Origin of the sequence: Rubellimicrobium thermophilum DSM 16684, from assembly GCF_000442315.1 — a bacterium.
GTDB lineage: Bacteria > Pseudomonadota > Alphaproteobacteria > Rhodobacterales > Rhodobacteraceae > Rubellimicrobium > Rubellimicrobium thermophilum.
In genome coordinates, this window is the sequence record NZ_KE557320.1 from 913454 (window position 1) to 935403 (window position 21950).

Genomic DNA, 21950 nt, shown 5'->3' on the forward strand with positions numbered 1-21950 from the left:
GGCTGGCAGATTGCAGGAACTTGGGCGCGATTCGGTCTCATGCCGGCAGGTTGCCGCGGAAAGGTTAACAGGATCCTGCGGCATCGCGCGCTCTGGGGGCCCTTCGCGCAACACCCCCGATCCGGCCTTATCCTGACGGATCGGCCACCGTGACGGCGAGGGGCGGGGCGCCGTCGAGATGCGCCTCGAGACGGTCTCCCGGGCGGACAGGGCCGACACCCGCCGGTGTGCCGGTGAAGATCAGACTCCCCCGCATGGGCGTCCAGAGAGCCGCAAGATGGCGCAGGAGATCATCGATGCCGTGGACCATCTCCGCCAGCGGGGCGCGCTGGCGCCTCTTGCCATTGACGGCGAGCGAGAGGATGGCATCGGGCGCGGGGCGCCCCGCGGCCAGGGGGCCGACGATCGCCGCGCCCTCCCAGTCCTTGGCGCTGTCCCAGGGCTTGCCTTCGGCCTTGGCGGCGGTCTGGAGATCGCGGCGCGTCATGTCGAGGCCGACGGCAAATCCCCAGAGCCGCCCGCCCGGCCCGAGGGCCAGGACCAGCTCCACCTCGTGGTGGAGATCGGCCGTGCCGGGCGGGTAAGGCAGGGGAGCGCCGGGAGGCAGCAGATGGGCGGGAGTCTTGGTGAACCAGACGGGCGCGTCGCGGTCCACGCTGCTGCCCATCTCGGCCGCATGGGCGGCGTAGTTGCGGCCGACGCAGAAAACACGGGCGACGGGGAAGCCCTCGTCGCGGCCATGGATGGGGATGAGGGGCTCGGGGCGGGGGGAGAAGAGGGGAATCATGGCACCAGCCTGCCCCGTGCGAGGATGGGCGCAAGCGCCTTCTTTGCGGCGCAAATCCCCCGCGGGATCCCGGGGCGCGCGCCCCCCCCGCGTGTCTCAGCCGAGGATCCCCGGCAGCTTCAGCCCCATCCGCCTCGCGCAGTCGCGTGCCATCTCGTAGCCGGCATCGGCATGGCGCATGACACCGGTGGCCGGATCGTTCCAGAGGACCCGTTCGAGCCGGCGCGCCGCCTCGGACGTGCCGTCGGCGACGATCACCATGCCGGCATGCTGGGAATAGCCCATGCCGACGCCGCCGCCGTGATGGATCGAGACCCAGCTGGCGCCGGAGGCCGTGTTGAGGAGCGCGTTCAGCAGCGGCCAGTCCGACACCGCATCCGAACCGTCGGCCATGGCCTCGGTCTCGCGGTTGGGGCTGGCGACCGAGCCGGAATCGAGATGATCGCGGCCGATGACGATGGGGGCCTTGAGTTCGCCGCGGGCTACCATCTCGTTGAACATGAGGCCGGCACGGTGCCGTTCGCCGAGGCCGATCCAGCAGATGCGCGCGGGCAGGCCCTGGAAGGCGATGCGTTCGCCCGCCATGTCGAGCCAGCGATGGAGATGGCGGTTGTCGGGGAAGAGCCGCTTCATCGCGGCATCGGTGGCGTGGATATCCGCCGGGTCGCCCGAGAGGGCCGCCCAGCGGAAGGGCCCGATGCCGCGGCAGAACAGCGGACGGATGCAGGCGGGCACGAAGCCAGGAAAGGCGAAAGCCCGGCCGAAGCCTTCGTCCTGGGCCATCTGGCGGATGTTGTTGCCGTAATCCACCACCGGCACGCCGGCATCGTGGAAGGCGACCATCGCCTCGACCTGCCGGCGCATGGAGGCGCGGGCGGCACGGGCGACGGAATCGGGGTCCGTCTCCTGACGGGCATGCCATTCGGCCGGGCTCCAGCCGGCAGGGCAGTAGCCATGCACCGGATCATGGGCCGAGGTCTGATCCGTCACGATATCGGGGCGGATGCCGCGGCGCAGCAGCTCGGGGAACACCTCGGCCGCATTGCCCAGAAGGCCGACGGAGCGGGCCTCGCCCCGGGCGGTCCAGTCCCGGATCAGGGCCAGGGCCTCATCGAGCGTGCGGGCCTTGGCATCGAGGTAGCGGGTGCGCAGGCGGGAGTCGATGCGCGATTCGTCCACCTCCACGGCAAGGCAGCAGGCCCCGGCCATCACGGCGGCGAGCGGCTGGGCCCCGCCCATGCCGCCCAGACCCCCGGTCAGGATCCAGCGCCCGCTCAGATCGCCGCCGTAATGCTGCCGTCCGAGTTCGGCAAAGGTCTCGTAGGTGCCCTGAACGATGCCCTGGGTGCCGATGTAGATCCAGCTTCCCGCGGTCATCTGGCCATACATCATCAGGCCCTTGCGGTCGAGTTCGGCAAAGTGTTCCCATGTCGCCCAGCGGGGCACCAGATTGGAGTTGGCGATCAGCACCCGCGGCGCATCGGCATGGGTGCGGAACACGCCCACGGGCTTGCCCGACTGGATGAGCAGCGTCTCGTCCGGTTCGAGATCGCGCAGCGCGCCGACGATGCGGTCGAAATCCTGCCATGAGCGGGCCGCCCGGCCGATGCCGCCATAGACGACCAGCTCTTCCGGGTTCTCGGCCACATCGGGATGGAGATTGTTCATCAGCATCCGCATCGCGGCCTCGGCGGCCCAGCTCTTGCAGCTCCGCTCCGGTCCGGTGGGGGGGATGACGCGGCGGGCATTGGTGCGGTCGAACATCGGGGGCTCCTTCGGTCAGAGGCCGGCGGCGCGGGCCAGCGCGCCCGAGGCGACAAGCGCGGCGGCGGCTTCCATGTCGGGGGCCATCGGGCGGTCCGCGCCGAGTGGGGGGACGGCAGCGCGGATCGCCTCGACCACGCGGGCAAGGCGGGGAGAGGTGCGCAGGGGTGCGCGGAACCCGATCCCCTGGGCGGCGCAGAGCGCCTCGACCCCGAGGATCACGGCAAGGTTGTCCGCCATCCGCCCGAGGCGCACCGCCCCATGGGCCGCCATCGACACGTGATCCTCCTGATTGGCGGAAGTGGGGGTGGAATCGATGCTGCAGGGATGGGCGAGATGCTTGTTCTCGCTCATCAGGGCGGCGGTCGTGACCTCGGCGATCATGAAGCCGCTGTTCAGGCCGGGATCGGGCGTCAGGAAGGGCGGCAGGTCGAAGCTGAGGGTGGGATCCACCATCAGGGCCACCCGGCGCTGGGCGATGGCGCCGATCTCGGCCATGGCCAGCGCGATCTGATCGGCGGCAAAGGCCACCGGCTCGGCATGGAAGTTGCCGCCCGAGACGATGGCGCCCTCCAGAACGAGGGGATTGTCGGTGACGGCGTTGGCCTCGGTCTCGAGCGTGCGGGCCGCAAAGGCGAGCAGGTCGAGGCAGGCGCCCGTCACCTGCGGCTGACAGCGGATGCAGTAGGGATCCTGCACGCGGCGGTCGCCTTCGCGGTGGCTTTCGCGGATCTCCGATCCGGTCATCAGTTCGCGCATCAGGGCGGCCACGCGGATCTGGCCGGGATGGCCGCGCAGCGCATGGATCGCGGGATCGAGCGGCGAATCGGACCCCATGATCGCATCCGTCGACAGGCAGGAGGTGACGACCGAACCCATCAGCAGCCGTTCCGCCCGCCACAGTCCCGCCAGCGCGCAGGCGGTCGAGAACTGGGTGCCGTTGATCAGCGCGAGGCCCTCCTTGGGCCCGAGCACGAGCGGTTGCAGCCCGGCGCGGGCCAGCGCCTCGGCCCCCGGCGTGCCGTCGAGCGTCTCACCCTCGCCGATCATGACGGCAGTCATATGGGCCAGGGGTGCGAGATCGCCGGATGCCCCCACCGAACCCTGGAGGGGAATGCGCGGCACGACGCCCCGGGCCAGCATCGCCTCGAGCAGGGCGACCGTTTCGGGCCGCACGCCCGAGGCACCGCGACCGAGCGAGAGCAGCTTCAGCGCCATCATCAGCCGCGTGGTGGCGGCATCGAGCGGGGCCCCGACCCCCGCGCAATGCGACAGGATCAGGTTGCGCTGGAGCGTCGCCGTATCCCCCGGCGCGATGCGAACCGAGGCGAGCTTGCCGAAGCCGGTATTGACGCCATAGATCGCCGCCCTGCCCTGCGCCGCCTGTTCGACCCGCGCCGCCGAAGCCGCGACGGCGCTGCGGGCCCCGTCGTGAAGTCGCGCGGGCATGTCCTTGCGCCAGAGGCGTTCGAGATCGGCAAGCGGCGTTGCGCCGGGAGTCAGGGTCAGCACCATCGGCCTCCGATCATGCGGCGCCAGAGGGGGCCGCGTCCCATCCACTGGATCACCTGCGCCGGCGTCTCGGCATTCCACAGCGCGAGATCGGCGCGCAGGCCCTGCGCCACCCGCCCCCGGTCGGCAAGGCCGAGGGCGGCGGCGGCATGGACGGTCGCGCCGATCCAGGCCTCGCGCACCGTCAGACCGAACAGGGTGCAGGCCATGTTCATCGCCAGCCGGAGCGACAGCAGCGGCGAGCTGCCGGGATTGGCATCGGTCGCCACGGCCATGCGCAGACCCGCCTCGCGGAAGGCCTGGACGGGGGGGCATCCTCGTCTCCCTCAGGGCATAGAAGGCGCCGGGCAACAGGACGGCCACGGTCCCGGCGCGGGCCATCGCGCGGGCGTCCTCCTCGGTCGCGTATTCGAGATGGTCGGCCGAGAGAGCCCCCCCGCGCGGCTGCCAGACGGGCCCCGCCCGAATGCGAGAGCTGCTCGGCATGGAGCCTGACAGGGAGCTTCAGGCGCGCGGCCTCGTCGAAGAGCAGGGCAACCTCGTCAGGAGTGAAGGCGATGCCTTCGCAGAAGGCATCCACGGCATCGACCAGCCCTTCGGCATGGGCGGCGCGCAGCGCAGGGATGGCCACCTCCTCCAGATAGCGGCGGGCGCCGCCCGACATCCCCCGATAGGGCGGCGGCACGGCATGGGCCCCCAGGAAGGTCGTGACGATGGTGGCCTCCCTCTCCTGCCCGAGGCGGCGGGCGGCGCGGAGCATGGCCAGCTCGGTCTCACGGTCGAGACCGTAGCCGGACTTGATCTCCACCGTTCCCGTGCCATCGGCCAGCAGCGCATCGAGCCGCGGCAGAGCGGCGTCGAACAGCCCCTCTGCGCTGGCGGCCCGGGTGGCGCGGACACTGGAGAGGATGCCGCCCCCTGCCCTGGCCACCTCCTCGTAGCTGGCGCCGGCGAGGCGCGATTCCCATTCGCCCGCACGGTGCCCGCCATGGACCAGATGGGTATGGCAGTCGATCAGGGCGGGTGTCACCAGCCGCCCCTCCAGCGAGACGGGCGGTTCGTCGTAGAGCTCGGCCGGGGCATCGCGCTGCGGCCCGACATAGGCGATGCGATCGCCGCGGATACCGATGACCCAACCCGCCTCGGGCCCGAGCAGCGCAGGCATCGCCGGATCCATGGCAGCAAGGGCAAGGTCCTGAAGGATCACCGCAGTCTTCCTCTCTCCTGCCCTGACCGGACCCTTGCTCAGCCGGAGCGATGCCGTCATTATGTCTAGACATATTATCGCGTCAAGGGAGAAGCCGATGGCGGCGATCATCCATGCGGAGCAGGCGCTTCTGCCTTCGGGCTGGGCGCGCGCGGTGCGGGTGAGCATCGAGGACGGGCGCATCGCCGCCGTCACCCCCGACGCGGCCCCCGACGGGAGAGCGGGTGGATGTGCTGCTTCCGGCGCCCGTGAACCTGCACTGTCATGCCTTCCAGCGCGCCATGGCCGGCCTGACCGAGCGCCGCGGCCCGGACGGGGCCGACAGTTTCTGGACATGGCGGCGGCTGATGTTCCGCTTCCTGGAGCGGCTGACGCCCGACCAGCTCGAGGCGATCGCCGCCCTGGCCTACATGGAGATGCTGGAAGCGGGCTGGGCTGCAGTCTGCGAGTTCCACTACCTGCATCATCAGCCCGATGGCCGACCCTATGACAGCCCGGCCGAGATGGCCCGGCGGATCGCCGCCGCCGCCGGAACGGCCGGAATCGGGCTCACGCTTCTGCCGGTGCATTACCAGCATGGCGGCCCGGACCGTCGCCCGCTGGAGGGCGGTCAGCGGCGCTTCGGGACCGACCCGGACGCCTTCCTGCGCCTTCGCGGCGACAGTGCCGCGCCGTTGCACGACCTGCCCGATGCGGTGCTGGGAACGGCCCCCCATTCGCTGCGCGCCGTCTCGGAAGAGGGGTTGCGGACGATTCTGGCCGGAGAGACGGGGCCGGTCCACATGCATCTGGCCGAGACGGTCGCCGAAGTGGAGGCGATATGCGCGGCGACGGGGGCACGGCCCGTGGAGTGGCTGCTCGATCGCTTCGCCGTGGACGAAGGATGGTGCCTGATCCACTGCACCCAGATGAAACCCGACGAGACGCTGCGCCTGGCGGCGACAGGGGCGGTCGCCGGCCTGTGCCCCCTGACCGAGGCCAGCCTGGGCGACGGGATCTTCGACGGGGTGCGCTGGTTCGGTGCCGGGGGACGGGCGGGGCTGGGCTCCGATTCCTGCATCCGCATCAGCCTGGCCGAGGAGATGCGCCAGCTCGAGACCTCGCAGCGGCTGCGCGACCACAGCCGGGCGGCGCTGGCCACCCCTGCCCTGTCCACCGGACGGCGGCTGTGGGAGGCTGCCTGCCGCGGCGGCGCCCAGGCGGCGGGACGGCCGGCCGGAGCCATCGCGCCGGATCTGTGGGCGGATCTCGTGGCCCTTGACGGGGGGCATCCCGATCTCGAGGGGTTGACCGGAGACACCGTGCTGGATGCCTTCGCCTTTGCCGGCGACTCGGGGATGGTGCAGGCTGTCTGGTCGGCCGGGCGGCCCGTGGTCCGCGAAGGCCGGCATGTCGCGCGAAACCGGATCGTGGCCGCCTGGCGCAAGGCGGTGCGCGGGCTGCGGGAGGCACTGTGATGGCGGCGGATGCGACAGGCGCCCTCGGCTGGCAGGATGTGGCGGCGCTGGCCCGCGCCCGGCTGGCAGCCCGGATCTGGCCCCCCGGTGCGATCATCCCCCCGGAGGCCGAGCTGGCGCGGGAATTCGGCGTCTCCCGCTCCACCGTCAACCGCGCCCTGCGCGCCCTGGCCGAGGAAGGCTGGCTGGACCGCCGGCGCAAGGCCGGCACGCGGGTGGCCGAACGGCCTGTCCATCGCGCGACCCTGGCCATCCCCCTGATGCGCGACGAGGTGGAGGCCGCCGGGCACCGCTATGGCTATCGCCTGCTCGACCGCGAAGTGACGGCGACGCCGGGCCTGCTGGCGCTGCAGCTTGGCATGCGGGGGGTTCCGCGGGTGCTCCGGCTCGAGGCGCTGCATCTGGCCGACGGCCGCCCCTGGGCGCATGAGGAGCGCTGGATCAGCCCCGAGACCGCCCCCGGTGTCTTCGAGGCCGACTTCGCCGCACAGAGCGCGAATGAATGGCTTGTCACCCATGTCCCCTGTTCCTCGGTCGAGGTGTCAGTCTCGGCCGAGAGGGCAACAGGGCGCGTGGCCGCCATGCTGGAGTGCGAGGACGGAGAGGCGATCCTGGTCGTCGAACGCATCACACGGCAGGAGGGTCGCGGCGTGACGCTGCTGCGCCTCAGCCACGCGCCGGGGCACCGGATCCGCTCGACCCCCGGCTAGCGCAGACCTTTGGCGGCAATCTCCTGTGCCAGCATCAGGGTCGCCCCGGCCCTGGCGGCGGCAATGGCGGCGGGGCCGGGATCGGGCGGCAGCGGCACGGCGATGCGGAAGGCGCCTGCGCGGTCACGGCCCGTGCCATCCTGCGCGGCGACGAAGATCTGCCCGCGCAGCACATATTCCCCGCGGGCGCGATCGGCCACCGCCTCGGACAGGCGCACATCCACACGGGCAGCCGCCCGGTCCTCGAAGGGCCACGGCTCGGGCGCGACGCGGGCGCCGGTCAGATCGGCCAGAGCCTGCGCCAGATCAAGCGTGAAGGCGCGGGCCGGTTCGTCGGCCCAGCGCGTCCGCCCGAGCCGCCGGAGGGCGCCGCCCTCGTCCTGGACGAAGATGTCGTCCGTCTCGGCATAGGCCGGCAGCGAGACATCGAGCAGCTCCACGGTGGCAAAGGCAGAGGGAATGCGTTCGGCCACGGTCACCGGCGGGACGGCAACGCGCAGCGGCGCGGGTGCGCAGGCGACGGGCAGAACCAGCGCGGCAAGGCAGAGCAGGCGGAGCGTCATGGTCGTCACCGTCCGAAGATGAGAGCGTTCGGGTTGCGTTCGATGGTGCGGGCAAGGCGGGCCACGGCTTCGGCCGCAGCGGACACCTCGCGGATGGCGGTCTGCGCCTCGCGCACGAGGACGGAGGTCTCCGAAAGACCGCCGACAGCCACCCCGGCCTGGTCGATGAACAGACCGGCCCGGTCCACAAGGCCGGGAAGCCGGTCGGCCGCTGTCCGCAGGGACAGAAGCGCGGCATTGGCATTGGCGATCACGCCGCCTTCGCGCGCCTCGCGCAGCAGGGCCTCCGCCTCGGCCAGCGCGGCAGAGATGTCGCCCGGCAGGGCCTGCGTCTGGGGTGCGGAGAGCAGTGCATCGGCCGAGGCGGCCAGCGCGCGGATCTCTTCCACCATGGCTTCGAGCGGCAGGGCATCCGCCCGCGCCGCCAGCGAATCGAGCCGTTCGGCGATCGCGGGAAGGCCCTGTGTCGCCTGTTCGACCGAGGCGGCCGCCGTCTGGGCGGAGGCCAGCGTCGCATCGAGCCGGGCCGCGAGGGCCTCGGCATCCAGACTGTCCAGCGCGGCGCGCAGATCCCCGATCGCCGCGCGTGCCTCGGCCAGGGTCGCCTGGGCCTCGGCCCCCAGACCGTCGAGCCGGCCTGGCAGGCCCTGCAGCGCCGGATCGGCGAGAAGCCTGCGCGCATCGCCCGCCAGCCCCGTCGTCTCGGTCAGCAGCGTTTCGACATCGAGAGCCTCGATCCGTTCGGCGAGGGCGGTCAGGCGCTCGATCAGGGGGGGCACGCCCTCTGCGGCAGCGGCCAGCGCATCGGTCGCCTCCTGTGCGGCAGCCAGCGTATCGGTGAGCTGTCGGGCGGTGCCGGCCTCGTCGAGCTGGGCCAGAACGGCACGGGCCTGCCGGGCGGCCGCCCCCAGATCGTCGAGGGCAGCGGCGATGTCCTGCGGCAGGGCCTGCATCTGCGGCGAAGCCGTCAGGCCGCGGATATCCGCCAGGATCGCCCGCAGATCGCCGGGAATGGCCTGCGTCTCGGCCGAGCCGACCAGCATGGAGGCATTGTCGAGAAAGCCAATGGCGCTGGTCATCAGCTGCTCGATGGGAAGGGCATCGATCCGGGCGAGCGTGTCCTGCGCGGTCGTGGCCACATCGGCGATGGCGCTGTCCGTCGCCGGGATCAGGGGATAGGGACGGGCCTGAAGGTCAAGCATGGCCGGCGTGGCATCGGCCACGGTCACCAGCTGGACCTTCAGGCTTCCCGTCAGGAGATTGCCGGTGGCCAGACGGGCCCGCAGGCCTTCGGCGACACGGCCGGCGAGCCAGTCCAGCGCCTCCCTCTCGTTCCCATGGAGGCCGAGACGCGACGGCCGCAGGGACAGGACGACCTGGTGCCGCAGGTTCGGATCGCCAAAGCGCGCCTCGTCCACCATGCCCGAAAGCGCCGTCACCTCGCCGATGCGCAGGCCGTCGATTTCCACGGGAGAGCCGACGGACAGGCCGCTGGCATTCCCCTCGAACACGGCCTGGAGCGTCACCACGAGGCCATCGGGTTCTGCCAGCAGCGAATCGCGGGCGGCAGATTCGTCGTAATAGACGGTGAAGACGGAACCGGGCTGGGCGGGCTCGCCCCCGGCGCCGAAGGTATCGAAGGCGATGCCGCCGATGATGAGCGAGGCGAGCGAGGCGAAGTCCACCTGCGCCCCGGCCGTCCCCAGGCGGACGCTGAAGCCCGAGGCATCCCAGAAGCGCGTGTTGCTGCGCACCAGGTTTTCGTAGGGGGCATAGACGACGGCTTCGGCCTCGACCGTCAGGCCGTCCTCGGAGACGCGGGGTTCGCCCACGCGGCCGACCTCCACCCCCTTGTAGAGCAGGGCCACCGAGGAGGTGAGAAGCCCGTCCGAGGCCCGCAGGGTGAAGACCAGCCCCTGCTGGCCCGCACGCAGCAGGGGTTCGGAGGCGCGGCCCTGATAGAGATCGAGCATCTCGCCCGGCCTGTCGTCCCAGACGCCTTCGATGAACACGCCGGACAGAACCGTTTCGAGGCCGGAGATGCCCTGGGTGCTGATGACCGGCCTGACGACCCAAAAGGCGGCATCCTCGTCCACGAAGGGGGCAATCTCCGGATCGATGCGAACCGAGACGATGACGCGGTCGAGATCGGGGGTGAACTGGACCCGTTCCACAAGACCCACCGTCACGTCGCGATAGCGCAGTTCCGTCTCGCGCGGGATGACGCCCGCGGCCTCGTCAAAGACGATGCGGATGAGGGGGCCGCGGCTGGCATAGCTGTTCCAGGCCACGCCCAGCGCAATGACCAGCGCCGCCAGCGGCACCAGCCAGACGACGGACGCCCTCTGCCACAGGCTGCGGCGGCCGGGCTGCACCGGGACGGGCGGAACGGAATCCGTCATGCGCGTTCGGCCTCTGCTGCTTCGCGGACGACGGCGGTTTCGATCCCGTCCCAGATCAGGCGCGGGTCGAAGGCTTGGGCGGACAGCATCGTGAAGATCACCGAAAGGGCAAAGGCAAGAGCGGCAGGGCCGGGATTGATGGTCGCCACCATGCCGAGTTGCACGAGACTGGCGAGGATCGCAACCACGAACACATCGATCATGGACCAGCGGCCGATATAGTCCACGATCTCGTACATGCGCATCCGCGTCCGGGCCCGGATGCGCGACCCATGCCGCACCGACAGCGCCAGGAAGGCGATGCACAGGAACTTGGCCAGCGGGATGCCGACGCTGGCCAGCAGGATGATGAGGGCAATGCCGGGGCTGCCAAGACGGAACAGCTCGATGGCGCCGCCGATGATGGTCTGCTCCTCGGAATGCAGAAGCGTCCGCATGCGCAGCATCGGATAGGTGTTGGCGGGGACATAGGCCATGACCCCTGCCACCCACCACGCCCAGACCCGCGACAGCGCCCGCGGATCGCGCGAGACAAGGCGCGCGCCGCAGCGACCGCAGCGCTCCGTCCCCAGCGGCCAGACGCACAGGCAGCGCCGGCAGGCCACAAGGCCGGCCTCGCGCGCGGTGAGCGCCTCGAGCCGGGTCAGGCTGCCGTCTCGATCGAGCGCCATACCGACCACCGGCAGACCAGACGATCCTGGGCCACCGTCATCACCACGAGAGCCGCAAACATCCAGAAGGCCGGGCCCAGCGAGACCCGCGCCAGATCCGCGATCTTCACCAGGCTGACCGCACAGCCGATGGCAAAGACCTCGGCCATCGACCAGGGGCGCAGCGCCTCGGCCAGGCGAAGGCCGAGCGCGCATGAACGGCAGGGGGACGGTCGAACACCACGGGCGTCAGCGTGTAGAGGGTCAGCACGGCGCGCAGCAGCGGGATCACCACGATCCCCGCCGCCACCACGACCGACAGCACCAGCAGCAGCCCGTCCGTGAAGCTTGTCGCCACATCCCAGAGCGAGGCTTCCTGCCGGAAGCCGCGCGTGTCGATCCGCAGGAAGGGGAACCACAGCGCCCCTATCACCAGAACGACCGAAGCCAGCGCCAGCGAGATGACGGTCATGCCCGCCCGCCGTCGCGGCGCGATCAGGACAGCATGACAGCGGATGCAGGTGGCGCGCGCCCCCGATGGCACATCGACTGCGCGATAGAGCGCATCGCATTCCGGACAGGCGATCAGATCCCCCAGCCTCCCTGCCGCGATGCCCCCATGGGTCATGCCCGTCTCCTGCCTGCCTGTCCCAAGCCTTAGAGAGAACACCGGAACAGGCCAAGCCGTTCCGGGATCACGATGTGACGAAAGCGCCGCTTCGCCGCCGATGCGGGCCGAAGGCGGCCGCGCCCGCCAGAATGATCCCCGCCACCACGGCAATCATGCCCGCGGCACTCACGGCATGCGGGATGCCGAACCAGAGGGGACCATGGCCGGCCAGGACATAGCCCAGGATCGCCGAGATCGCGGCGATGAGCGCCGAGAGGCGGACCTGTGTCCACAGCCGCCCGGTCAGCAGGCGTGCGGCGGCAGGCGGTGCGGTGAACATCGCGATGACGATGATCGCGCCCACCGCCTCGAAGGCGGTCACGGCGGCGGCCGCGGACAGGGCGACCAGGATCATCCCGACAAGGCCCGGCCGCTGGCCCGTCGCGCGGGCAAAGCCTTCGTCGAAGGTCGCGACGGCCAGCGGGCGCCGCAGCAGCCACAGCACGAGGATGACCATGAACAGCACGGCCGCCATGCGCCCGAGCTGAGGCGGCAGACCGGCCAGCGCCGCAGGATCCAGAAGCGAGGCCCAGCCGGTTGCATCGAACCAGATCAGCGATTCCAGATTGCCCATCAGCGCATGTTCGACATCGAGATGGACGCCCGACGCGCCCGTCACCTCGAGCAGGACAACACCGATCGCAAAGAGCGTGGTGAACACGGCCCCCATCGCGGCGCCGGGCTCGATACGGCCCAGGCGGCGGACCGCCTCGATCAGGGCCACCGACAGCAGCGCCGCCCCCAGGGCCCCGCCGATCATCACCGGCGCCGCCAGCGAGCCGGTCACCACGAAGGCCAGGACCAGACCGGGCAGCACCACATGCGCCACCGCATCGCCCAGCATCGCCTGCCGCCGCAGAAGCAGGAAGTTCCCCGGCAGGGCACAGGCGACCGCCGCACAGACGCCAATCACGAGAGGCGGCAGCGAGAGCTGCACGAAAACGGCATCCATCATCGCTCTCCCCCGGCCAGCAGCCGCGCCAGACGATCCGGCGGCAGCAACGCCGAAAGCGCCGTGTGGCCATCGTCCCGTTCGATCAGCGGCGAAGCCGGATCCGCAAGGCGCAGCGCCGCCCACAGTTCTCCTTCGCGGCGGTCCAGTGTCGGCTGGCGGGCCCGTGCGGCCCGCATCCGGGCGAGAGCCCCCCGCCCTGGCGCCAGAAGCAGCGAGGCCGCCATGAGGGTCGCAGCAGCCAGCACCACCATCGGACCGGCCGGAAGGTCCGGTGCGGCCGCCGACAGGGCCGTGCCGATCCAACCCGACAGCGCCCCGAAGAGGCCCGCCAGCACCGTCATCCGTCCCGCGCGGTCGGTCCAGAACCGCGCCGCCACCGGCGGCAGGATCAGCAGAGCCACGATCAGCACGAGCCCCACGACGCGCATCCCGGCCACGGTAACGAACAGGACGAGGGTCATTGCCACCCTATCGAGCAGGCGCACCGGCAGGCCGGCCGCGGCGGCAAAGCCTTCGTCGAAGGCCAGAAGCGTCATCGGGCGGCGCAGCACCCACAGGGCGGACAGCGCCGCCGCAGCCCCCAGCGCGATGGCCAGAACATCGGCGCGCAGCATGCCCGCAGTCGAACCGAGGAGGAAGGATTCAAGGCCCGCCGGTTCGCCCAGTCCGGCAACCTGGATCACCGTCAGCAGCACCAGCCCCAGCCCGAAGGCCACCGAGAGGGTCGCGCCGATGGCGGCATCCTCGGGGATGCGGGTGCGGGCCCCGAGCCATTCCACGGCGAGGAGCGCAAGAAAGGCTGTCAGGGCCGCCCCCGCCATGAGGCCCGGCAGCGCCCGCCCGCTTCCGCCCAGTGCCGCCATCAGCAGGAAGGCCGCGCCGAGGCCCGGCAGCGTCGCATGGGCCATCGCATCGGAGAGGAGCGCGCGGCGGCGCAGCACCATGACGGTACCGACCGCCCCCGCCGCCAGGCCGAGCAGCGCGGTGCCCAGCGTCACCAGCATCGCGTTCCAGCCGGCCCCGAGCAGCAGCGCCGCGAGAAAGCCGCTCATCGTAGCCCGCCGGCCTCGGCCGGAAGGCGCCCGCCATAGGCCCCCTGAAGCGTCCGTGCCGTCAGTGCCAGGCCGACAGGCCCTTCGGCCAGGACCCGGCGGTTGAGCAACACCGCCCGGTCGAACCAGGCGGCGACGGTGGACAGGTCATGATGGACGGCGACGACCGTCCGGCCTTCGTCGCGCAGTGCGCGCAGGACGGCCAGGATGGCATCCTCGGTCGCGGCATCCACGCCGGCCAGGGGTTCGTCCAGCAGGAACAGATCCGCCCCCTGCGCCAGCGCCCGGGCGAGGAAGACCCGCTGTTGCTGACCGCCGGACAGTGCGCCGATCTGGCGATGGGCAAGCTCGGCCAGGCCCACACGTTCGAGCGCCTGCTGCGCGCGGGCCCGGTGATGGGCCCGGATCGGACGCAGCAGGCCGATCTCGCGATGCAGGCCCTGCAGGGCCACATCCATGACCGTTACCGGAAAACCCCAGTCCACCGAGGCCCGCTGAGGCACATAGGCAATGCGGGACCGGGCCTGCACCAGAGGCATCCCCCAGAAGGTGACCTGCCCCGCCTGCCGCGGGATGAGCCCCAGCACGGCCTTGAGCAGCGTGGACTTTCCTGCCCCGTTCGGCCCGATGATGGCGGTCAGCGCGGCCGGCGCCACGGTCACATCGGCGTCAAGAACCGCGGGCAGGCCGCCATAGCCCGCAGACAGGCCGCGAATGGCCAGCGGGCTTTCCTCCAGAGGCGTTTCCACGAAACGGCCGATGGCGTTCATGTCGAGAGCCTCCCCAGACGGCCGGCCGCCGGCGCCCGTCCGCCCAGCGCACGCGCGATGGTCGTGACATTGTGATCGAGCATCCCCAGCCAGGTGCCCTCGTAGCTGCCTTCGGGTCCCATCGCATCGGAATAGAGGCTGCCGCCGATCGTGACCGCATGCCCGCGCGCGGCCGCCCCCTCGATCAGGGCGCGCAGGGCGCGATCGGAGACCGATGTCTCGACGAACACGGCGCGGATGCCCCTCTCCACCAGCAGCGTGACCAGCTGCTCGATCCGGGCGACGCCCGCTTCGGATTCGGTGGAGATGCCCTGAAGACCCTCGACCTGAAATCCGTAGGCGCGACCGAAATACCGGAAGGCATCATGCGCGGTGACCAGCACGCGGGCTTCCTCTGGCACCGAGGAGAGGACTTCACCCGAATAGGCGTGCAGCGCGGCGGCCTCGGCCTGCCAGGCCGGAAGCCCTTCGCCCGCCGGATCGACCCCCGCGCCGACCAGTGCATCGGCGATGGCGGCGCCGACCAGGGACCACAGATCGGGATCGAACCAGACATGCGGATCGAAGCGGTCGGGATAGGCGTCATGTGCCAGGAGACGGTCGCGCGGCAGGGCCTCGGCCACGGCGACGACGGGTCGCCGCGCCGCGAGCTGCAGGAGGAACTCCTCCATCTGCGCCTCGAGGAAGAGGCCATGCCAGAGCGTCAGATCCGCGCCCAGCATGGCGGCGATGTCGCTGCGGGTGGGCCTGTAGGCATGCGGATCGACGCCGGGCCCCATCAGCCCGCGCACATCCGCGCCCCCCCCCTGCCAGAACACGCGCCGTATCGGCGATCATGCCGGTGGTCGCGACGACCTGCGGCATTCCCTGTGCACGCGGCAGCGAGGCGAGGACGGGCACGGCAAGAGCCGCGCCGAGAATCGAGCGGCGGCGAAGATGAAACGGCATGTCCGGTCTCTCAGAGAAGGCTGCCGCTGATATTGCGACTCGTTCGCAAGTCGTCAAGACAGTTGCGAACGATTCGCAGAAAGCTCCTATCCGCAGCGGGCGAGAAGCGCCTCGATCTCGCTCCGGTCCGGCATGGAGGGGGCTGTGCCGCGTCGCGTGACAGAGATGGCGGCCGTGGCGGTCGCAAAGCGGACGGCCTCGAGGGGGCTGCGGCCTTGGACAGGGCGACGGCCAGCCCGCCATTGAAGGCATCGCCCGCGCCGGTCGTCTCGAGCACGGGGCCGGCCTTCAGGGCGGGGACATGCGTCGCATTGCCCCCGCAGAGCAGCAGGGCCCCCTGACCGCCCATCGTCACCACGACATGGCGTGCACCCATCCGGTGAAGGGCGCGGGCGGCCGCCTCGGCCGAGGCGGTGTCGGTCACGGCGATGCCGGTCAGGCCTTCGGCCTCGCTTTCATTGGGGGTCACCCAGTCGCAGAGGGCAAGCATGCCTTCGGGCAGCGCAGCGGCCGGAGCGGGATTGAGGATGGTAATCGCCCCAGCCTCCCGCGCGATCCGGAGCGCGCGGAGCGCCGCCGGCAGGGGCTGTTCGAGCTGGGTGACGAAGACGGATGCCGAACGGATCAGATCCGCCTTCGCGTCGATGTCGGCCTCGGACAGATCGCCGGCCACGCCGGGGCAGACGATGATGGCATTCTGGCCCGTGCCGGATTCGACAAAGATGTAGGCCGCGCCGGTATAGCCGCTGTCGGACAGGATCGCCTCCGAATGGACCCCGGCCTCGGCCCAGGTGCGCTGGGCCAGATCGCCGAAGGCATCGCGGGCCAGCCGGGTCAGGAAATGGACCTGTCCCCCGGCGCGGGCCGCGGCCACGGCCTGATTCGACCCCTTGCCGCCGGGGCCGAGGGCGAAGGATTCGCCCATGATGGTCTCGCCAAGGCGAGGCTGGCGGGCAGCCCGATAGGCGGTGTCGGCGACGAACACGCCGAGAATCACGATGGGACCAGGCATCGCCGTCACTCGTCCGGGCCGATCACGCCCTTGCGGAGCAGGAAGCAGCCGTAGAAGCGCCGCTCTCCCGTCTGGATCACCGCATAGGCCTTGCGCGCCCGGTCATAGAAGGCAAAGCGCTCCACCCCGATCATGCGCGCCGCGCGCCCGTCATGACGGTCGATGACCGCCTGCACCTCCTGCTGGACCGGAGGGATCTGCGCGGGGTCGCCGACGACCTCCATCCGCGCCGCGAAATCCTCTACGAAGGTATCGAGCGGCAGCACGGACAGGATCGCATCGACGGCTTCGGCCGCGGTCAGGTTATCCATGCGAAGCAGCGTTCCCCGCACCGTGGCGCGGGCGACCGAATCGGCTGGGAAATTGGTATCGGCAATCACCAGCAGGTCGCCATGCCCCATCGCGCGCAGGACATGCAGCACATCGGCAGTCAGACGATGATCGATTCCCTTGAGCATGGGGCAGATCCTTCAGTTGAGACGCTGGCCGGTGGCGGCGTCGAACAGATGCGCGCGGGCCGGATCGGCCCGCAGAGGAACACGGTCGCCCGGCCGCAGCGCAAGGCGATCGCGCGAGACGACGACGATCTCCTGCCCGCCGGCATCGGCGACGAGATGCGTTTCCGAACCCGTCGGCTCCACGACCCGGACGGTGGCCTCGAACCAGCCCTCGCCGATCTCCAGATGCTCGGGTCGGATCCCGAAGATCACGGACCGCCCTTCCGGTGCGCCGGGCGCCGGCAGGCGCAGGCCGCCGGCCTGCACGGCCCCCCCTTGCCCGATGCCCTCGATCAGGTTCATCGCGGGCGAACCGATGAAGCCGGCGACGAAGATGTTGGCCGGACGATCATAGAGATCGAGCGGAGCCCCGGCCTGGGCAATGTGCCCCTCCCGCAGGACCACGATGCGGTCGGCCATGGTCATGGCCTCGATCTGGTCATGGGTGACATAGACGGTCGTCGTGCGCAGACGCTGATGCAGGGCGCGGATTTCCGTCCGCATCTGCACGCGCAGCTTGGCATCGAGATTCGACAGCGGCTCGTCGAAGAGAAAGACCTTCGGATCGCGCACGATGGCACGCCCCATCGCCACGCGCTGGCGCTGGCCGCCCGAGAGAGCGCGGGGATAACGATCCAGATAGGGCCGCAGGCCGAGGATGTCGGCGGCGCGGCCCACCCGTTCCTCGATCTCGGCCCTGGGCATCCCCCGCATCTTCAGCGCAAAGCCCATGTTCGCCGCCACGGTCTTGTGCGGGTAGAGCGCATAATTCTGAAAGACCATGGCGATGTCGCGCTCGGATGGCGGCAGGTTGTTCACCACGCGATCGCCGATGCGGATCGTGCCGCTGCTGATCCCCTCCAGCCCTGCGATCATCCGCAGAAGCGTGGACTTGCCGCAACCCGACGGCCCGACCAGGACGACGAATTCGCCATCCGGAATGTCGAGATCGATACCGTGAATCACCTCCACCGCACCATAGGACTTGCGCAGGTCGCGGATCGCGACGTCGGCCATGCCTCCCCTCCCCCCTGCCGGCCCTTTCCCCGGTCGGGATGGAACGTAGCGGGTGCCTTCCGCTCTGTCCACGGGGCGTCATGCTAGCATGTCAGGTTCTTGACTTGGGGACCGGAAGGCTGAACCATGCAGACTGCAGCGGTCCGCCGGGCACAGCGCATGCCCCGGCGCAGGAAGGCCGCGCGATCAGGGGAGGACAAGCATGAAGACGCATCTGTATGAGATCGCCGCCCGCCGGGCGATCTCGCGCCGCCGGCTTCTTCAGGGGGCAGCCGGGGCAAGCGTTCTGGCATCGCTGGGACTGCCGCGCGCAGCCCTGGCCCAGGAGACCCCGGCCGGCCCGCCCGGCTCGCCCGAGCTGCGCGCCCAGATCCTCCAGATTCCGGGCGTGGGCCGCGGCAGCCCGACCGACGCCGACTGGCAGCGCGTGGGGGCGCTCTGCCTCGAGGCGACGAAGGCCAATGTGGCCGAAGGCGAATTCGCCGGCGTCGAGCTGACCTTCATGGGGCTCAACAACCAGAACCTCCACAACTTCCTGTTCCGCGGCTTCCTCGCCCCGTGGGAGCGCTACACGGGGGCGAAGATCAACTGGATCGACCTCGCGCAGGCGGACTACAACGCCCGGCTCCAGCAGGCGATCGCCACCGGCACCGTGGATTTCGACATCCTCGAGATGGGGGCCCCCTTCGAAGGCGACACGGCCGGGCGCGGGCTTCTGGACGAAATGCCCGACTGGGTCGCCGAGCAGATCGATGCGGATGACCTGGTGGCCTATCTCAAGCCCCCCGTCGGCACATGGGATGGCAAGACCTATCGTGTCACCATCGACGGTGACTGCCACACCATGGCCTATCGCAAGGACTATTTCGGCGAAGGCTCGATCACCGGTCTGGCCGAGGTGCCCGACACCTGGGAAGGCATCAATGCCATGACCAAGGCCCTGGCCGGGACCGTGAACGATCCCCTGACGGGGCTGCCCGCCTATGGCTTCCTGGACCCCCTGAAATACCAGTGGGGCGGCTTCGGGTTCTACTTCCTGGCGGACCGGGCCGCATCCTATGCCAAGCATCCGGCCGATCCCGCCTGGCTGTTCGATCCGGACACGATGAAGCCCCGCGTCAACAACCCGGCCTGGGTGCAGGCGATCCAGGATGTCATGGACCTCGTGGCGGCGAACGCCTATCCGCCGGATCAGCTCAATGCCGATCCGAACGCGACCGCCTTTGCCCAGTTCCTGGGCGGCACCGGCGCCGCCCTGACCTGGTGGGGGGATGTGGGATCGAACGCCCGCACCTCGGATACCTCGGTCGTGGGCGACGTCGTCGGCTTTGCGATCAACCCCGGCGCCGAGCGGGTCTACAACCATGCCGCCGGAACATGGGAGACGCCGGCCGAAGGCAAGAACTTTGCCCCCAACCTCGCCTATCTGGGCTGGGGCATCTATGTCACCAACCGCGTCTCGGGCGACGAGAGAAAGCGCAAGGCGGCCTGGTCGGCCGCGGCCCATCTGGGCGGCAAGGACATCTCGCTGTGGATGGCGGCCTATCCGTCCGGGTTCCAGCCCTATCGCAACTCCCACTTCAACTTCGACGAATGGGAGGCGGCGGGCTATGATCGCGCCTTCGTGGAGGACTATCTCGGCTCCAACCGGGACAGCTACAACCATCCCAACGCCGCCATCGAGCCGCGCATCCCCGGCATCTTCCAGTATTATTCGATCGCCGAGGACGAGCTGGTGAAGGGCATCAACGGCCAGTATGCGAGCGCGCAGGAAACGGCCGATGCCATCGCGGCCGCCTGGGAGGGAATCACCGATCAGATCGGCCGCGAGAGCCAGATCGCGCTCTACCGCGCATCGCTGGGGCTGTGACCCGCATGGGGGGGCGTCACGGCGCCCCCCGTCCTCCTCCTCCTCCGGCACGGCCAGCCGGGCGAGTCTCAACCCGAAGCCGGCCGCGAGAAGACCGCCGAGCAGGTCCATCGCGTGATGGGCGCCCTGGATCATCGTGGCCGGAATCATGACGAGATTGACCAGCAGGAAAGGCCAGCCCAGCAGGGTCCCCCTTGCATGCCATGCCACGAGGATGGCCATGACCATGTGATAGGACGGAAAGGCGATCACGCCGGTCACATGGTCGGTCGTCACCACGGCGCTGCCCTCTGTCGCAAGACGGATGAGGGTGGCGCGATAGGCCTCGCCGACCACCAGATGCGCCGCCTCGACCATGGCCGGATCGAGGCTCTCCAGCACCGAGGGACCCAGGCTCGGGATCAGCCACCAGAACAGTCCCGTCAGCCCGAGCGAGACGGCCAGCGAAAGCTGGAATCGCCGCAGCCGGACCATGCGGGCCGAACCGGCCAGCAGCACCATCAGCAGGACGATCTGCGGCAGCGCGCTGTGATACACCACGGCCAGCACCGGCCCCGCCGGCGGATTCGCCGCCGTCCAGGCTACTGCGCCCGCCCAGTCATAGCCCAGCAGCCGGGCATCGAGCGCCTGCAACAGCGGGTCGATCGTCGGGCGCTCCAGGGGAAAGCGGAGGAACAGCAGTGTGCCGACGAGATTGCCCAGATTGACAAAGGCCCCCACCGCGAACAGCGCGGCGGCAAGACGCGGGCGCCCCTCCCGCTGCCAGGCGGCAAGGCCGATGAAGCCGGTGCCGGCAAGAAGGAACCGCCCGAGGCCGGGCCAGTCCACCGCCTGATCCTTGAGCAGCGAGACCAGCAGGATCAGAGCCGCCGTCCCTGCCATGGCCGCAAGGATCAAGGCCTCGGCCCGATGCGGGGCGAACGCCTTCAGCCACGGACCCCAGCGGCGCGGAAGGGACCGCACCGCACCGCCCTGTTCCGACAGCAGTCCCTGCTGCATGCTCCCCTCCCGGTCCGGATGATGGAATGGCCCCCTTCCTGCCGCAGCTTCAGGGGCGGGGCTCGGGGACGAGCCGTGCCGCAACCCGTACACAAAGGGCAAACAGCAGGAGCCCCCCCACCAGATCGACGAGGTGATGCCCGCCATGCAGAAGCGTGGCCGGCACCACGAGAAGATTGAGTGCAAACACGGGCCAGCCGAGGACGGTGCCCCGCAGAGACCAGGTGGCCAGACAGGCCATGATCATGTGGAAGGACGGAAAGGCCACCGCACCGATCAGCGGCCCAGCCCCGATGACCCCCGGCCCGTCCTGGGCCAGACTCAGCATGGCCGCGACATAGCGCTCATTCACGACGAGCCGGATCGATTCGGCCACTGCCGGATCGACCGGATGCAGCACGGCCGGGCCGAGTGTGGGCATCAGGGCCCAGATGGCATAGGTGCCGGCAAGCGTCAGGGCACTTGTGACCATGAAACGGTGCAAGGCGAGGTGCCGGCCGGTCGCGGCCAGCACCACGACCACCAGGGCCAGCTGCGGGATCGAGCTGTGATAGACCGCGGCGAGCGGACGGGCGATCGCCGGCCAGTCCGCCGCGAGGGCAACCGCCGCGGGCCAGGAATAGCCCATCAGGGCATCCACCCGCTCGAGCAGCAGATCGCCTGTCGCCTCGCCGAAGGGAAATCGGAAATAGCTCAGATGAATGAGCGTGGTGCCCAGAAGACGAAACAGCGCCACCGCGATCAGGGCCAGGGCCCATCCCTCTGCGCGGCGCAACGCCCGCAGGATGAAGGCCACGACCAGCAAGATCAGGTTGAGGCGGTGGGAGGACGCGATGGAGGCCCAGGCGACCTGTTGCCCGGTTGCCGCGCCGAGGACTGCGATCAGACCCAGGGCCGCGATGGTCAGGAGCATCAGCCCAGCCTCAGGCCCTCGCGTCAGCCGGACGGGGCGGGAGGCGGCAACGGCCGGTTCCGGGCTTATCTGCGGCCTCCGGATCAGGGAAGCGGGGGCAGGCCTTCGGGAAATCTCTTCGCCGGTCCAGGCAAGGGTCATGGGCCATCCTTCTGCTTGGCGCGGACGGGGATGCCCCACCAGTTCGGCACAAAT

The 21950-nt window shown here is 70.2% G+C and carries 18 protein-coding genes and 4 pseudogenes; 4 read left to right on the forward strand and 18 right to left on the reverse strand.

All coding sequences use genetic code 11. The features are described 5' to 3' along the window. Positions 1-127: 127 nt before the first annotated feature. The 4 genes and pseudogenes from RUTHE_RS05390 to hutI form a co-directional block, all read right to left on the reverse strand. Positions 128-787, reverse strand: a complete 660-nt coding sequence (locus RUTHE_RS05390) for a fumarylacetoacetate hydrolase family protein (protein ID WP_021097302.1) — start codon at positions 785-787, stop codon at positions 128-130. A gap of 96 nt (positions 788-883) precedes the next feature. Next, positions 884-2551, reverse strand: coding sequence for a urocanate hydratase (gene hutU, locus RUTHE_RS05395; protein WP_021097303.1), 1668 nt, complete (start codon positions 2549-2551; stop codon positions 884-886). Between the two features lie 15 nt (positions 2552-2566). After that, positions 2567-4063 (reverse strand): histidine ammonia-lyase, encoded by a 1497-nt coding sequence (gene hutH, locus RUTHE_RS05400; RefSeq protein ID WP_021097304.1) that lies wholly within the window; start codon positions 4061-4063, stop codon positions 2567-2569. Then, a pseudogene (gene hutI / locus RUTHE_RS05405) lies at positions 4057-5192 on the reverse strand (imidazolonepropionase); the annotation flags it as partial. The gene hutH and the pseudogene hutI, both read right to left, overlap by 7 nt. Positions 5193-5367: 175 nt before the next feature. Here hutI and RUTHE_RS18570 point away from each other — a divergent pair. The 3 genes and pseudogenes from RUTHE_RS18570 to RUTHE_RS05415 form a co-directional block, all read left to right on the forward strand. After that, positions 5368-5436, forward strand: a pseudogene (locus tag RUTHE_RS18570) (hypothetical protein); the annotation flags it as partial. Positions 5437-5494: 58 nt separating this feature from the next. Next, entirely contained in the window at positions 5495-6727 is a 1233-nt protein-coding gene (locus tag RUTHE_RS05410) for a formimidoylglutamate deiminase (protein ID WP_021097307.1), read from the forward strand. Then, on the forward strand, positions 6727-7437 hold the full coding sequence (locus tag RUTHE_RS05415; RefSeq protein ID WP_021097308.1) for a histidine utilization transcriptional repressor HutC: 711 nt from the start codon (positions 6727-6729) through the stop codon (positions 7435-7437). The genes RUTHE_RS05410 and RUTHE_RS05415 overlap by 1 nt, the downstream gene beginning before the upstream one ends. On the opposite strand, the gene RUTHE_RS05420 is transcribed toward RUTHE_RS05415, so the two are convergent. The 12 genes and pseudogenes from RUTHE_RS05420 to RUTHE_RS05470 form a co-directional block, all read right to left on the reverse strand. After that, positions 7434-8000 (reverse strand): PqiC family protein, encoded by a 567-nt coding sequence (locus RUTHE_RS05420; protein WP_021097309.1) that lies wholly within the window; start codon positions 7998-8000, stop codon positions 7434-7436. The genes RUTHE_RS05415 and RUTHE_RS05420 overlap by 4 nt on opposite strands. A 5-nt stretch (positions 8001-8005) precedes the next feature. Continuing rightward, positions 8006-10402: an MlaD family protein gene (locus tag RUTHE_RS05425; protein WP_021097310.1), complete on the reverse strand. Its 2397-nt coding sequence runs from the start codon at positions 10400-10402 to the stop codon at positions 8006-8008. Continuing rightward, positions 10399-11073 (reverse strand): paraquat-inducible protein A, encoded by a 675-nt coding sequence (locus RUTHE_RS05430; protein WP_021097311.1) that lies wholly within the window; start codon positions 11071-11073, stop codon positions 10399-10401. Before RUTHE_RS05430 ends, RUTHE_RS05425 begins: the two co-directional genes overlap by 4 nt. Then, positions 11046-11222 (reverse strand): paraquat-inducible protein A, encoded by a 177-nt coding sequence (locus tag RUTHE_RS18205; protein WP_021097312.1) that lies wholly within the window; start codon positions 11220-11222, stop codon positions 11046-11048. The genes RUTHE_RS05430 and RUTHE_RS18205 overlap by 28 nt, the downstream gene beginning before the upstream one ends. Then, on the reverse strand, positions 11180-11680 hold the full coding sequence (locus RUTHE_RS05435) for a paraquat-inducible protein A (protein WP_021097313.1): 501 nt from the start codon (positions 11678-11680) through the stop codon (positions 11180-11182). Before RUTHE_RS05435 ends, RUTHE_RS18205 begins: the two co-directional genes overlap by 43 nt. Before the next feature lie 67 nt (positions 11681-11747). Beyond that, a complete protein-coding gene (locus RUTHE_RS05440; RefSeq protein WP_021097314.1) occupies positions 11748-12674 on the reverse strand; it encodes a metal ABC transporter permease in 927 nt (308 codons plus the stop codon). Then, a complete protein-coding gene (locus RUTHE_RS05445) occupies positions 12674-13729 on the reverse strand; it encodes a metal ABC transporter permease (protein WP_021097315.1) in 1056 nt (351 codons plus the stop codon). The genes RUTHE_RS05440 and RUTHE_RS05445 overlap by 1 nt, the downstream gene beginning before the upstream one ends. Continuing rightward, positions 13726-14499, reverse strand: coding sequence for a metal ABC transporter ATP-binding protein (locus RUTHE_RS05450; protein WP_021097316.1), 774 nt, complete (start codon positions 14497-14499; stop codon positions 13726-13728). Before RUTHE_RS05450 ends, RUTHE_RS05445 begins: the two co-directional genes overlap by 4 nt. Next, a pseudogene (locus RUTHE_RS05455) lies at positions 14496-15447 on the reverse strand (metal ABC transporter solute-binding protein, Zn/Mn family). Before RUTHE_RS05455 ends, RUTHE_RS05450 begins: the two are co-directional and overlap by 4 nt. A gap of 10 nt (positions 15448-15457) precedes the next feature. Continuing rightward, positions 15458-16459 (reverse strand): ribokinase, encoded by a 1002-nt coding sequence (locus tag RUTHE_RS05460; RefSeq protein ID WP_021097318.1) that lies wholly within the window; start codon positions 16457-16459, stop codon positions 15458-15460. A 5-nt stretch (positions 16460-16464) separates the two neighbouring features. Then, positions 16465-16917: an RbsD/FucU family protein gene (locus RUTHE_RS05465; RefSeq protein ID WP_021097319.1), complete on the reverse strand. Its 453-nt coding sequence runs from the start codon at positions 16915-16917 to the stop codon at positions 16465-16467. Positions 16918-16929: 12 nt separating this feature from the next. Beyond that, entirely contained in the window at positions 16930-17973 is a 1044-nt protein-coding gene (locus RUTHE_RS05470; RefSeq protein ID WP_021097320.1) for an ABC transporter ATP-binding protein, read from the reverse strand. Between the two features lie 202 nt (positions 17974-18175). On the opposite strand from RUTHE_RS05470, the gene RUTHE_RS05475 reads away from it, so the two are divergent. Beyond that, on the forward strand, positions 18176-19843 hold the full coding sequence (locus RUTHE_RS05475) for an extracellular solute-binding protein (protein WP_021097321.1): 1668 nt from the start codon (positions 18176-18178) through the stop codon (positions 19841-19843). Positions 19844-19975: 132 nt separating this feature from the next. Here the strand turns inward: RUTHE_RS05475 and RUTHE_RS18575 are convergent. Both RUTHE_RS18575 and RUTHE_RS05480 read right to left on the reverse strand, forming a co-directional pair. Continuing rightward, positions 19976-20989, reverse strand: a pseudogene (locus RUTHE_RS18575) (phosphatase PAP2 family protein); the annotation flags it as partial. Further along, positions 20892-21755 (reverse strand): phosphatase PAP2 family protein, encoded by an 864-nt coding sequence (locus tag RUTHE_RS05480; protein ID WP_021097323.1) that lies wholly within the window; start codon positions 21753-21755, stop codon positions 20892-20894. The pseudogene RUTHE_RS18575 and the gene RUTHE_RS05480, both read right to left, overlap by 98 nt. Positions 21756-21950: the final 195 nt, after the last annotated feature.